The sequence below is a fragment of the Roseateles sp. AC306 genome (assembly GCF_979253795.1).
Genome location: NZ_CEEDEB010000004.1, coordinates 119,038 through 131,633, shown reverse-complemented (window position 1 = coordinate 131,633; position 12,596 = coordinate 119,038). Strand labels below are relative to the sequence as shown.

Sequence of the window (12,596 nt, the reverse complement as noted above, 5' to 3'; positions counted from 1 at the left end):
CTTCGGAGACAACGTCTTGAAACAACCCGCATCCGGAATCACCCTGATGTCGCTGCCGCGGCAGGGGTATACCCGGAGCTCATCCGCTAGCGCTACCAAGCTCCCTGGGCGGAACGCGTGATGCCGGTTGGAGCGGGCGCGGCCATGGGCCGCCAGCGTTGGATCGAGCGTGGCAGCATCGCTGCCGGCCGCGACTTCATCCGCGCGCATGGTCCGCTGCCAACAGCCGGTTGCTTCAACGCCTTGCCGGGTGCCTGCGTCATCTGGCGGGATGCTGATGTCGCATCCGCCAAGTTCCCTAGCGCCGTCCAGGCCCTGACCGCTGCCGGCGGCCTGGTGCTCATCGGCGCCCTGCTTCTCCACGCCGGCCGGCCACATGCCGCGCCGGGCCTGCTGCTTCAACCCTCGCCTGAACGCCTCCTTTGACGATGATTGCCAATCCCATCCTGCCGGGCTTCCACGCCGACCCGTCCATCTGCCGCGTGCCTGGTGAAGGCGGTGACGATTACTACATCGCCACGTCCACCTTCGAATGGTGGCCAGGCGTGCGCATCCACCATTCCAAAGACCTGGTGAACTGGCGCCACCACAGCTATGCCGTCACGCGCACCAGCCAGCTCGACCTGAACGGCCACCCCGATTCGGCCGGCGTCTGGGCGCCCTGCCTGACGTATTCGCACGGCCAGTTCTGGATGATCTACACCGATGTGCGCAGCACCATCGGCGCGTTCAAGGACACGCACAACTACCTCATCACGGCGCCCAGCATCGACGGCCCGTGGAGCGAGCCCATCTACCTGAACAGCTCGGGCTTCGACCCCAGCCTGTTCCACGACGCCGATGGCAAGCATTGGCTGATCAACCAGCAGTGGATCCACTGGCCGGGCAAGCACCACTTCAACGGCATCCTGCTGCAGGAGTACGACCACGAAGCGAAGAAGCTCGTCGGCCCGATCAAGAACATCTACGCCGGCACCGAGCTGGGCGTTGTCGAAGGCCCGCACCTCTACCTGCGCAACGGCTGGTACTACCTGCTGACAGCCGAAGGCGGCACCTTCTACGAACACGCCGTGACGCTGGCCCGCTCGCGCAACCTTGAAGGCCCCTACGAGACCCTGCCCGGCAACCCGCTGCTGACGGCCTGGCAGAAGCCCACGGACGGCCTGCAGCGCAGCGGCCACGCCAGCTGGGTCGAGACGGCCAGCGGCGAATGGTTCATGGCCCACCTCTGCGGCCGCCCGCTGGAATGGACCGGCCCGAACGCGCACCAGAACAATCCGAGTGGTGGCTACGCCGGCCTGCACTGCCCGCTGGGCCGCGAGACCGCGCTGCAGCGCCTGCACTGGCGCGACGACGACTGGCCCGAAGTGGTCGGCGGCAATGGCCAGCAGCCCAGCGTCAACATCGCGCTGCCCGATCTGCCGCCGCACCCCTTCCCCGCCGAGCCCGCGCGTGACGACTTCGACTCGACCACCTTCAACGGCCACCTGAACTCGCTGCGCAAGCCCTTCGACGAAAGCTGGGCCTCGCTCACGGCCCGCCCAGGCCACCTGCGCCTGACGGGCCGCGAGTCGCTGATGAGCCTGTTCGACCAGAGCCTCGTCGCGCGCCGCCAGCAGCATTTCAACTGCCGCGTCGAAACCCGCGTGGAGTTCGAGCCCGACAGCTTCCACCAGATGGCCGGCCTCACCGCCTACTACAACACCCGCAACCACGCCTATCTGCACGTCACGCGCGACCCGGATAGCAGCGCCCGCGTCGTCTACCTGACCGTCAACCGCGACGGCGCCATCAGCGGGCCGGCCACGCCCGTTCCGCTGGCCGCCGGCCCCGTGGACCTGGCCGTCGAATTCAGCCACGACACCTACCAGTTCTCCTTCCGCCAGGGCGACGCGGCCTGGCAGCCCATCGGCCCGGCGCTGGACGCGGCCATGCTGAGCGACGAGTTCGCGACCCGCTTCATCAACGGCTTCGCCAACAGCTTCGGCTTCACCGGCAACTTCATCGGCATTGCCTGCCAGGACCTGGCCGGCACCCGCACGACCGCAGACTTCGATTACCTCTCATACGAAGCCAAGCCGTGATCAACGGCTGACCAGAGAAGACGACCTCAGAAAACCATAAGAGGAGACAAATGACTCACCAGCGCCTTTCCTTCATGGAAAAGGCCGGGTACAGCTGCGGTGACGCCGCTGCGAACCTGGTCTTCATGTCCATGATCCTGTTCCAGCTCAACTTCTACACGGACGTCGTGGGGCTTAGCGCCAGCACGGCGGCGGCCATCCTGCTGTGGCCGCGCCTGTGGGATGCCGTGTTCGACCCCATCATGGGCGTGCTGGCCGACCGTACCAATACCCGCTGGGGCAAGTTCCGCCCCTGGGTGCTGTGGACGTCGGTGCCCTGGTGCGTCGTCATGATCCTGGCCTACACCACCCCAGATCCGAGCTGGGGCTGGAGCGTTGGCATGGTGGTCGCCTATGCCGGCATCACCAACACGCTGCTGATGACGCTGTACTCGATGAACAACATGCCCTACTCGGCGATGAGCGGCGTGATGACGGCGGACCTCAACGAGCGCACCAAGCTCAACAGCTACCGCTTCGTGTCGGTCAACGCCGCGCAGTTCCTGGTCGGCGGCCTGACGCTGCCGCTGGTGGCCAAGTTCGCACAGGGGCATGACCGCGCCTACGGCTGGCAGATGACGATGACGATCTGGGCGGTGGCCTGCCTGATCCTGTTCCTCGTCACCTTCTTCACGACGAAGGAGCGCATCAAGCCGTTGGTGGAGACGCATTCGTCGCCCAAGCAGGACTTCACGGACCTGCTGAAGAACGGCCCGTGGATCGCGCTGGTGGCCTACACCGTCTTCCACTTCGGCATGCTGGCCCTGCGCGGCGGCGCCCACTTCAACTACTACCACCACTACGCCGACAAGGCGGCGATGTTCGACTTCCTGGCTGCGGTCGGGCTGACGACGCCGGATGCGGCCAGCACCGGCACGCTGGCCGACTGGCTGGGCTACATCGTGCACGGCACGCGAGACCAGCTCGGCAGCTCCAACGTGGCCGACGTGTTCAACAGCCTCATCAACATGAGCGGCACGGCGACGACCATGATCGTCATCGCGCTGTCCGTGGGCCTGTCGGCGCGCTATGGCCGCCGGGCGGTGGGCATCGTCAGCTTCGGCCTGTCGACGCTGACCGCCTTCGCGATGTACCTGCTGCCGCCCGACGCCGTCTGGGGCATGCTGGGCCTGCACATCCTCAGCGCCATCGTCTACGCACCGAGCGTGGCGGTCATGTGGTCGATGTACGCCGATGCCGCCGACTACTCCGAGTGGCAGACCGGCCGCCGCTTCACCGGCATGGTGTTCGCCACCATCGGCTTCTCGCTGAAGGCGGGCCTCGCGCTGGGCTCGGCGAGCTTCCTGTGGATCCTGGCCGGCTTCTTCGGCTACGACACGCAGATGCCCACGGCGCCCAACGCCATCGAGGGCTACAGAGTCGCGTCCAGCATCGTCGTCGGCCTGCTGTTTGCCGGATGCACCCTGAGCCTGCTGGCCAACAAGCTCGACAAGCAAACCACCATAAAAATGTCCGACGAACTCGCCGAACGCCGCCGCAAGGCTGGCATCGAGCCGACGGCCGCCTAACCTTATCCACACCACCACTTTTTCCGCAGTCAGGACCTTGCCATGAGCACCGCCTATTCCGACCTCCCCGTCGTCAAGTACGAAGGCCCCCAGTCCACCAACCCTTTCGCCTACCGCTGGTATGACGCCAAGCGCGTCGTCCTCGGCAAGACGCTCGCCGAGCATCTGCGCCCGGCCGTCTGCTACTGGCACAACTTCTGCTGGAAGGGCGAGGACATCTTCGGCCTGGGCGCCACCGCCCACGCGCGCCACTGGTTCGCCGAACCCGACTCGGTCAAGGCTGCCTACAGCAAGCTCGACGCCGCCTTCGACTTCTTCGGCAAGCTGGGCCTGCCCTACTGGTGCTTCCATGACCGCGACGTGGCCCCGGAAGGCGCGACGCTGGCCGAGTCCAACCGCATCCTCGACGGCTTGCTCGAAGCCGCCGGCAAGAAGATGCAGGACGGCAACATCGGCCTGCTCTGGGGCACGGCGAACCTGTTCTCCAACCCCCGCTTCATGAGCGGCGCCGGCACTAACCCCGATCCGGAAGTCTTCGCCTTCGCCGCGGCGCAGGTCAAGCACGTGCTGGAGTGGACTCACCGCCTGGGCGGCCAGAACTACGTGCTGTGGGGCGGCCGTGAAGGCTACGAGACCCTGCTGAACACCGACATGAAGCGCGAGCTGGCCAACCACGGCCGCTTCCTCTCCGCCGTCGTCGAGCACAAGCACAAGATCGGCTTCAAGGGCACCATCCTGATCGAGCCCAAGCCGCAGGAGCCCACCAAGCACCAGTACGACTACGACAGCGCCACCGTCTACGGCTTCCTGAAGACCTACGGCCTGGAGAACGAAGTCAAGGTCAACCTCGAGGTGAACCACGCCACGCTGGCCGGCCACAGCTTCGAGCATGAAGTGGCCACCGCCGCGGCCCTGGGCATCCTGGGCTCCATCGACGCCAACCGCGGCGACGAGCAGCTGGGCTGGGACACCGACCAGTTCCCCAACAACCACGCGGCCCTCGTGCCGGCCATGCTGGAGATCATCCGTGCGGGTGGCTTCACGACCGGCGGCACGAACTTCGACGCCAAGGTGCGCCGCCAGTCCATCGACCCGACCGACCAGCTCGAAGGCCACATCGGCGGCATGGACACGATGGCCCGCGCCTTCCTGAACGCGGCCGCGCTGTACGAGAGCGGCCAGCTGGAAACCGCGCTGAAGGACCGTTATGCCGGTTGGGAAGGCGACCTGGGCAAGAAGATCTCCGGCGGCGCCAGCCTGGATGACCTGGCCAAGATCGTGCACGAACAAGGCATCTCGCCGGTGCCGCGTTCCGGCCGTCAAGAGCGTCTCGAGAACATCGTCAACAACTTCGTCTGAACGCGAAGCCCCTCGTCCAGCTCGCTGTGCTGAACGCCAGCGAGCTGGCCGATCCCCCGAGGGGATGGCGATGCTTGCGGCATTGAGCCGCAAGCACATCGCCAGGACGGGCCGGCTTGGGAGCGGCCCGGCGCTCGGCCCGTGAAAGCACGACGGCCGCCAACAACCAGAGCTGAATCCACCATGTTCCTCGGTATCGACCTCGGCACCTCCGAGATCAAGCTGCTGCTGCTCGACGAGCAGCACAACATCGTCACCACCACCGGCGTGGCGCTCACCGTGCAGCGGCCCCAGCCGCTGTGGAGTGAGCAGAACCCCGCCGACTGGTGGGCAGCTCTTGACCAGGGCATGGCCAAACTCAAGAGCGAGCACGGCGACGCGCTCGCCAAGGTGCGTGGCATCGGCCTGTCGGGCCAGATGCACGGCGCCGTCACGCTGGACGCCGCCGCCAAGGTGCTGCGCCCGGCCATCCTGTGGAACGACGGCCGCAGCGGCCCGCAGTGCGCCGAGATGATGGCCGCCTGCCCCGAGCTGCCGGCCATCACCGGCAACCTCGCGATGCCGGGCTTCACGGCCCCCAAGCTCGCCTGGATGCGCCAGCACGAGCCCGACCTGTTCGGCCAAGTCGCCAAGGTGCTGCTGCCCAAGGACTGGCTGCGCTTCGAGCTCAGCGGCGACTACGTCAGCGAGATGAGCGACGCCGCCGGCACCTTGTGGCTGGACGTCGCGAAGCGCCGCTGGTCGCCCGAAGCACTCGCGCTGACCGGCCTGACCGAAGCGCAGATGCCGCGCCTTGTCGAAGGCAGCGAAGCCAGCGCCACGCTGAAGCCGGAACTGGCCGCGCGCTGGGGCCTGTCCGCCAGCATCCGGATCGCCGGCGGCGGTGGCGACAACGCCTCGAGCGCCGTCGGCATGGGCGTCGTCAAGCCCGGCGACGGCTTCCTGTCGCTCGGCACGTCGGGCGTCATCTTCCTCTGCAACCCCGCCTTCAGCCCCAACCCGGCTCGCGCGGTGCATGCCTTCTGCCATGCGCTGCCCGACACCTGGCATCAGATGAGCGTCGTGCTCAGCGCCGCCAGCGCGCTGCGCTGGGCCACGCTGATGCTGGGCATGCCCGGCGGCGAGGCCGACCTCATCGCCAAGGCCGCCGCGCTGACCGACACGCAGCGCCAGCAGGCGCCGATCTTCCTGCCCTACCTGAGCGGCGAGCGCACGCCGCACAACAACGCCAACGCGCAGGGCGTGTTCTTCGGCCTCACGCATGAGCATGGCGCCGCCGAGATGGGTTACGCGGTGCTCGAAGGCGTCGGCTTCGCGCTGCTGGACGGCTGGCAGGCACTGCAGGCCGGCGGCGGCAACGCCGAGCAGCTCTGGCTGGTCGGCGGTGGCGCCCGCAGCGAGTGGTGGGCCAAGTTGCTCGCGTCGCTGCTGAACGTGCGCCTCGTCAACGGCGTTGGCGCCGAAGCCGGTGGCGCCCTGGGCGCTGCGCGCCTGGCCTGGCTCGCCTGCGGCGGTTCGGTGGACGAGGTCTGCCGCACACCCGACATCGCCCGCGTCGCCGAACCCGACCCCGCACTGGCAGCAGCATTGCAGCCCCGCCACGCCCGCTTCAAGCGCCTCTACGACGCGCTGCGCAGCGAGTTCGTCTAACCCTCTTCTTCACCACCAAGGTCTGTGCCACTTCACCGTGGCAGGGCCGCGCTTTGCCCAAATGAACAGCCTCGACCTCCTTCGCCAACACACCACCGTCGTCGCCGATACCGGTGACTTCGACCAGCTCGCGCAGTTCCGCCCGCAGGACGCGACGACCAACCCGTCGCTCGTGCTCAAGGCCGTGCAGCAGCCGCGTTACCGCGCGTTGCTGGAACAGGCGGTCGCCGCAAACCCGGGCGCATCGGCCACGACGGTGACTGAACATCTGCTCGTCGCTTTCGGCGTGGAGATCCTGAAGGTCGTGCCGGGCCGCGTGTCCACCGAGATCGACCCGCGCCTGTCGCACGACACGGCGGCATCCATCGCCACCGCCAGGCGCCTCATCGAGCTGTATGCCGCTGCCGGCGTGCCCAAGGCCCGCGTGCTGATCAAGCTGGCCTCCACATGGGAAGGCATCCAGGCCGCCCGCGAGCTGGAGCAGCAGGGCATCCACACCAACCTGACGCTGCTGTTCTGCCTGGCCCAGGCGCAGGCCTGCGCGGATGCCGGCGTGAAGCTGATCTCGCCCTTCGTCGGCCGCATCTACGACTGGTTCAAGAAGACCGCCGGCCACAGCTGGAACGAGGCCGCGATGGCCGGTCCCAACGACCCCGGCGTGCGCTCGGTCGAGGAGATCTACCGCCACTACAAGCGCCACGGCATCACGACCGAAGTGATGGCCGCGAGCTTTCGCAACAGCGGTCAGATCATCGCGCTGGCCGGCTGCGACCTGATGACCATCAGTCCCGCGCTGCTGGCCGAACTGAGCCAGGCGACGACGCCGGTCGAGCGCCGGCTGAAGGCGCACGAAGACCAGCTCGAAGCCGCACCTGCCGCGCTGACGGAAAGCCAGTTCCACGCCGCCCTGGCCGCCGACGCGATGGCCCGCGACAAGCTCACCGAAGGCATCACGCAGTTCATCGCCGACACCGAGACGCTCGAGCAATTGATCCGCACTCATCAAGGCTAAGACCATGCAAGACCTCACCCTCGCCGCCAACGCGCTGCGCATGCTCGCCGTCGACGCCGTGCAGCAGGCCAACTCAGGCCACCCCGGTATGCCGATGGGCATGGCCGACATCGCCGCCGTGCTGTGGAGCCGCCACCTGCGCCACAACCCGGCCGACCCACGCTGGCCCGGCCGCGACCGCTTCGTGCTGTCCAACGGCCACGGCAGCATGCTGCTCTACGGCCTGCTGCACCTGAGCGGCTACGACCTGCCGATGGCCGAGCTGAAGGCCTTCCGCCAGATGCACAGCAAGACGCCCGGCCATCCCGAGGTGGGCTTGACGCCCGGCGTCGAGACGACCACCGGTCCGCTCGGCCAGGGCCTGGCCAACGCCGTCGGCATGGCACTCGCCGAGCAGCTGCTCGCCGCCGAGTTCAATACGCCCGATCACGCGCTGGTGGACCATCGCACCTTCGTCTTCGTCGGCGACGGCTGCCTGATGGAAGGCATCTCGCACGAAGCCTGCTCGCTGGCCGCCACCTGGGGCCTGGGCAAGCTCGTCGTCATCTACGACGACAACGGCATCTCCATCGACGGCGACGTCAAGGGCTGGTTCGGCGACGACACGCCGGCACGCTTCGAGGCCTATGGCTGGCGCGTGATCCGCAACGTCGACGGCCATGACTTCGCAGCAATAGACGCCGCGCTGAACCAGGCCGGTGAAGACATCGGCAAGCCCACGCTGATCTGCGCCAGAACGACCATCGGCAAGGGATCGCCCAACAAGGCCGGCGGCCACGACGTGCACGGCGCACCGCTGGGCGCTGCCGAGGTGTTGGCCGTGCGTGAAGCGCTGACCTGGCCCTACCCGCCTTTCGTCGTGCCCGAGGAAGCCCGCGCGCCGCTGGACGCCCGCGACAGCGGCGCCTCGCGCCAGCGCGAATGGGAAGCCGTGCTGGCCAACTACCGCGCCGCCGATCCGGCACGCGCCGCCGAGTTCGAACGCCGCGTGCGTGGCGAACTGCCCGCCGATTTCGACGCGCAGGCCAGCGCCCTGCTCGCCGCCGCCGTCGCCAAGGCGGAGACCGTCGCCTCGCGCAAGGCTTCGCAGAACAGCATCACCGCGCTGGCCCCGCTGCTGCCCGAACTGCTCGGCGGCTCCGCCGACCTGGCGCCGTCCAACCTGACGCAGTGGAAGGGCTGCCGCTCCGTCGAGAAGGCCGCAGCCGGCGGCAACTACCTGCACTACGGCGTGCGCGAGTTCGCCATGGTCGCCATCCAGACCGGCATCGCCCTACACGGCGGCTGGCGGCCCTTTGGCGGCACCTTCCTGATGTTCTCGGAGTACGCACGCAACGGCATCCGCATGGCCGCGCTGATGCGCACCAACCCGATCTACGTCTTCACGCACGACTCCATCGGCCTGGGCGAGGACGGCCCCACGCACCAGCCCGTCGAGCAGGTCGCGACGCTGCGCCTGGTGCCCAACCTCGACCTCTGGCGGCCGGGCGACGCCGTCGAGACGCTGGTGGCCTGGCAGACCGCCGTGCGCCACCGCAGCACGCCGACGGCGCTGGTGCTCTCGCGCCAGAACCTGCCGCATCAGGCGCGTGATGAAGAGACGCTCGCGGCCATCGAACGCGGCGGCTATGTGCTGGTGCGCGAATCGGCGGACAAGCCCTTGCAGCTCGTGCTGATCGCCACCGGCTCGGAGCTGGACCTGGCCGTGCAGGCGCAGAAGAAGCTGGCCGACAGCGGCGTCAATGCCCGCGTCGTGTCCCTGCCGTCCTGCCACGTGTTCGAGAAGCAGGACGCCGCCTGGCGCAGCGCGGTGCTGCCTGCCGGCGTGCCCCGGGTCGCCGTCGAGGCGGGCGTCACGGCGCCGTGGCGCCAGTACGTTGGCCTGGAAGGCGCGGTCGTCGGCATCGACACCTTTGGCGAATCCGCACCGGCCGCAGCGCTGTACGCGCACTTCGGCATCACCGTTCAGGCGGTCGTGGACGCCGGCCTGAGCTGCCTGTCCAGTTAAGGCGAACGGCGGCGCAGACCGCCGAGGCACAACAGGCCTAGGCACAGCAGCAACGCCACACTCGGCTCGGGCACGGCCACCACGCCGCCCGGGCCGTACAGCGTGCCCGAGCCTGATGTGACGGTGAAGTTGCTGACCGCTTGGCCGCCGCTGTCGAAGACCTGGATGCCGGTCAGCCTGGCGCTGCTAAAGAAGCTGGCGTCGCTGCCGCTCGGCGTCGAGAGGCCAAGGTTGGAGCGCGGCAGGGTGCTGGCCCACAAGGTCAGGCCGACATCCTGCGCAACGCCGAAGACGATGGGGATGTCGAAGGAAAACGTGGTGCTGCCCGCCACCGTGAAGCCGGTCGCCAGGTCGCCGGTGACGCTGATGCCCGGCAGTGCCGCCTGGAAGCCGCCGTTGGCATACATCGCCACCACGCCGCCCTGCTGGCTGGTGATGCGAAAAGCCATCAGCGCCGGGCCGGAGCCGGCGAAATAGCCGAACTCGATCTCGCTGTCGGCACGGCCGATGTTGAACAGCGAGCCGTCGATGGTGAAGGTCTGCCGGTAGACGCCGTTGCCGCTGCCGCCGCCAACGGTCAGGGAGTCGACCTGCCGGGCACCGGCCTGCGCGCCCGCGACCGTGCCGTTGTCCGACGAGCCGGTGTAGCTGGCCACCGCCTGTACGCCCAGGTTGCCATAGCCGGCGCGCGCCTTCGCGTTGCCGGTGAAGGTGCGGGGGTCGGTCGGCAGGCCCCAGCCCACCGCCAGTGGCGCGGCCACCTGCACGCCGCCGCCGGCTGCAGTCGCGCTGCGCGTGATGCCGCCCACGCCGCAGATGGAACCATCGGTCGGCAGGCCAATCTCGAACGTCCGGCCGAAAAGCCGCGCGGCGCTGTCGGGCGCGAAGGTGGAACAGCCGAACGGGTTGCCGTTGGCGCCGAATTGCGAGTTGCCTCCGGCGGTCAGCGCATAGACATCGAGGCCCGGCGCCGCGAACGAAGCGAAAGGCAGCAAGGCGGCAGCGCACAGTGCCAGTGACCTGAGGTGTTGCATGGACGAATCTCCTGGTGAAACCTTGGATGGATGCGCTACTCGGCCTGGATGCCGTGGGCCCTCAGCACCGGCTTCCAGTAGCGCTGCTCCGCCGCGATGCGCGCAGCCAATGCGCGGGGCGACGACCCTGCCGGCACCATGCCGGCCTGGGCGAACACCGAGGCCAGTTCAGCGCGGCCGAGGGCAGTCTCGACCGCAGCAGACAGGCCTGCAACTGTGTTGTTAGGTGTTCCGCCCGGGGCAAAGACCGCGAACCATTCCTTCACGACTAGGCCCGGATGCCCCTGCTCGGCGAGCGTCGGCGCGTCGGGCAGATAGGCGCTGCGCACCGCCCCTGACGTGGCTAGCACGCGCAGCCGACCTGAGCCGTGGTGTTGGCGCAGCAGCCCCTCGGGCAGCACCAGCGCGGCGATCTGCCCGCCCAGCAGGTCGTTCAACGCCGGCGGCCCGCCGGAGTAGGCGACGTGCTGCCAGGCGACGCCGACCTCGCCCAGCAGCATGGCTTCGAGCAGATGCGGCAGCGTGCCGGTCCCCGGCGAGCCGATGTTGGCGGCGGCCGGGTGGGCGCGCAGCCAGGCGATGAAGTCGGCCAATGTGGCCACGCTGGCGGGCACGGCCGGGCCGATGGCCAGGGCCAGCGTCATTTCGCTGGCCAGGCTCACCGGCAGCAGATCGATCGCGGCGTCGTAGGCCAGCCTGGCGTAAAGAGCCGGGTAGACCGTCGCAACGGCGCCCTGGGCGACCAGCAGCGTCGAGCCGTCCGGCGGCGCGGCCTTTAGCGCGCTGACGCTCAGCTGGCCGGCCGCGCCGGGGCGGTTGTCAACGATGACGTGCCGCCCGAGCGTCAGCGCCAGCGACTCGCCCAAGGCGCGGGCGACCAGGTCGGGAATGCTGCCGGCCGGGCCACTGCACAGCAGGCGCATGACGCCATCCGGCGCTGCGCCAACATGCCCGCAGCCCAGCGAAGCAAGCGCGGCCAGCACCCCGCGCCGTGTCATGGCCCCGGTCATGCGCTGCCCTCCGGCTTGCGCGCCGCCGTCAACAACAGCTCGTTCGGTCCGGCCCAACCGGCTGGCGTGCCGAAAGCCTCCAACTGCTGGCGGATGTCGCTCCACGCGGCCTGAGCCGCCGCCTCACCGAGCCCGTCGAGGATCTGCAGCACGGGGCTGGCGGAGGTGCGCACGAAGGCGAGGTAGTCGTCGACGGTCGGCATGTGGAAGACGGCGTCCATCGCCGTCGTCGCGACGTCGCGGAAACCGGCCTCATGGAACAGCGCGTCGAGCTGGCCGGGGCGGGACAGGCTGAACAGGCCGCCCGGCACGCCCGGGTCCCTCGGCGGCAGCCCGGCGTGGCGCAGCGCCGTCGTCGTCAGCGCCGTGATGCAGGGGTTGCGCGGCGGTGCAGAGAACACGACGGTGCAGACGCGCCCGCCGGGCCGCAGCGCACGGTGCATCTCGCGCAGGCCCTGCAGCGGGTCGGGGAAGAGCATCAACCCCAGCCGGCAGACCGCCGCGTCGAAGGATGCCGGTTCGACGTCCAGGTCCTCGCCATCACCCACGCGCCACCGCACCTGCGCAAGACCGGCAAGCCGTGCACGTTGCTCGCCCAGCGCGACCAGGGCCGGCGACAGGTCGACCGCCACGACCTCGCCGGACGGCCCGACACGTTGGGCGATATCCAGCGTTTGATCACCGGCACCGGCGGCCACGTCCAGCACGCGCGCGCCGCGCTGCACGCCCGCCATGGCGATCATTGCTTCGGTGGTCTGACGCAGCCATGCGTGGAGGGCCGGCGTATGCTGGTCCCAGCCTGCGGCGGCGGCGTCCCAGTGGCTGCGCACGGCGGCCTTGAAGTCGGTGACAGATGCATCCATGGCTTCAG

At 68.8% G+C, this 12,596-nt stretch carries 10 protein-coding genes; 7 read left to right on the top strand and 3 right to left on the bottom strand.

The window, feature by feature from the left end; all coding sequences use genetic code 11:
- Positions 1 to 120 precede the first annotated feature (120 nt).
- The 7 genes from AC0IZJ_RS11035 to tkt all read left to right on the top strand — a co-directional run bounded on the left by AC0IZJ_RS11035 (position 121) and on the right by tkt (position 9,681).
- A complete protein-coding gene (locus AC0IZJ_RS11035) occupies positions 121 to 426 on the top strand; it encodes a hypothetical protein (protein ID WP_471849554.1) in 306 nt (101 codons plus the stop codon).
- Between the two features lie 2 nt (positions 427 to 428).
- Positions 429 to 2,084, top strand: a complete 1,656-nt coding sequence (locus AC0IZJ_RS11030; RefSeq protein ID WP_471849551.1) for a glycoside hydrolase family 43 protein — start codon at positions 429 to 431, stop codon at positions 2,082 to 2,084.
- Between the two features lie 50 nt (positions 2,085 to 2,134).
- On the top strand, positions 2,135 to 3,652 hold the full coding sequence (locus AC0IZJ_RS11025) for an MFS transporter (protein ID WP_471849549.1): 1,518 nt from the start codon (positions 2,135 to 2,137) through the stop codon (positions 3,650 to 3,652).
- 42 nt (positions 3,653 to 3,694) lie between these two features.
- Positions 3,695 to 5,011 carry a xylose isomerase gene (gene xylA, locus AC0IZJ_RS11020; RefSeq protein ID WP_471849547.1) on the top strand — a complete coding sequence of 439 codons (1,317 nt, stop codon included), beginning with the start codon at positions 3,695 to 3,697 and terminating at the stop codon, positions 5,009 to 5,011.
- 183 nt (positions 5,012 to 5,194) lie between these two features.
- Positions 5,195 to 6,661 (top strand): xylulokinase, encoded by a 1,467-nt coding sequence (gene xylB / locus AC0IZJ_RS11015; protein ID WP_471849545.1) that lies wholly within the window; start codon positions 5,195 to 5,197, stop codon positions 6,659 to 6,661.
- Between the two features lie 61 nt (positions 6,662 to 6,722).
- On the top strand, positions 6,723 to 7,673 hold the full coding sequence (tal, locus tag AC0IZJ_RS11010; protein ID WP_471849543.1) for a transaldolase: 951 nt from the start codon (positions 6,723 to 6,725) through the stop codon (positions 7,671 to 7,673).
- Between the two features lie 4 nt (positions 7,674 to 7,677).
- Positions 7,678 to 9,681 carry a transketolase gene (gene tkt / locus AC0IZJ_RS11005; protein ID WP_471849541.1) on the top strand — a complete coding sequence of 668 codons (2,004 nt, stop codon included), beginning with the start codon at positions 7,678 to 7,680 and terminating at the stop codon, positions 9,679 to 9,681.
- On the opposite strand, the gene AC0IZJ_RS11000 is transcribed toward tkt, so the two are convergent.
- Genes AC0IZJ_RS11000 through AC0IZJ_RS10990 form a run of 3 tightly spaced genes read right to left on the bottom strand, consistent with a single transcriptional unit; the run spans position 9,678 to position 12,588 of the window.
- The gene (locus tag AC0IZJ_RS11000) at positions 9,678 to 10,715 is read right to left on the bottom strand and encodes a PEP-CTERM sorting domain-containing protein (RefSeq protein ID WP_471849539.1); all 1,038 of its coding nucleotides are present in this window, start codon (positions 10,713 to 10,715) and stop codon (positions 9,678 to 9,680) included. The two genes, tkt and AC0IZJ_RS11000, sit on opposite strands and share 4 nt — an antisense overlap.
- 35 nt (positions 10,716 to 10,750) lie before the next feature.
- A complete protein-coding gene (locus tag AC0IZJ_RS10995) occupies positions 10,751 to 11,725 on the bottom strand; it encodes a tripartite tricarboxylate transporter substrate-binding protein (RefSeq protein WP_471849537.1) in 975 nt (324 codons plus the stop codon).
- Complete coding sequence (locus AC0IZJ_RS10990) at positions 11,722 to 12,588, bottom strand: class I SAM-dependent methyltransferase (protein WP_471849535.1); 867 nt, start codon at positions 12,586 to 12,588, stop codon at positions 11,722 to 11,724. Before AC0IZJ_RS10990 ends, AC0IZJ_RS10995 begins: the two co-directional genes overlap by 4 nt.
- Positions 12,589 to 12,596 lie beyond the last annotated feature (8 nt).

What these genes read in the sequence shown, in the direction of transcription:
- AC0IZJ_RS11035 (WP_471849554.1), top strand. Translation starts at nt 121, where the DNA reads ATGCCGGTTGGAGCGGGCGCGGCCATGGGCCGCCAGCGTTGGATCGAG.
- AC0IZJ_RS11030 (WP_471849551.1), top strand. Translation starts at nt 429, where the DNA reads ATGATTGCCAATCCCATCCTGCCGGGCTTCCACGCCGACCCGTCCATC.
- AC0IZJ_RS11025 (WP_471849549.1), top strand. Translation starts at nt 2,135, where the DNA reads ATGACTCACCAGCGCCTTTCCTTCATGGAAAAGGCCGGGTACAGCTGC.
- xylA (WP_471849547.1), top strand. Translation starts at nt 3,695, where the DNA reads ATGAGCACCGCCTATTCCGACCTCCCCGTCGTCAAGTACGAAGGCCCC.
- xylB (WP_471849545.1), top strand. Translation starts at nt 5,195, where the DNA reads ATGTTCCTCGGTATCGACCTCGGCACCTCCGAGATCAAGCTGCTGCTG.
- tal (WP_471849543.1), top strand. Translation starts at nt 6,723, where the DNA reads ATGAACAGCCTCGACCTCCTTCGCCAACACACCACCGTCGTCGCCGAT.
- tkt (WP_471849541.1), top strand. Translation starts at nt 7,678, where the DNA reads ATGCAAGACCTCACCCTCGCCGCCAACGCGCTGCGCATGCTCGCCGTC.
- AC0IZJ_RS11000 (WP_471849539.1), bottom strand. Translation starts at nt 10,715, where the DNA reads ATGCAACACCTCAGGTCACTGGCACTGTGCGCTGCCGCCTTGCTGCCT.
- AC0IZJ_RS10995 (WP_471849537.1), bottom strand. Translation starts at nt 11,725, where the DNA reads ATGACCGGGGCCATGACACGGCGCGGGGTGCTGGCCGCGCTTGCTTCG.
- AC0IZJ_RS10990 (WP_471849535.1), bottom strand. Translation starts at nt 12,588, where the DNA reads ATGGATGCATCTGTCACCGACTTCAAGGCCGCCGTGCGCAGCCACTGG.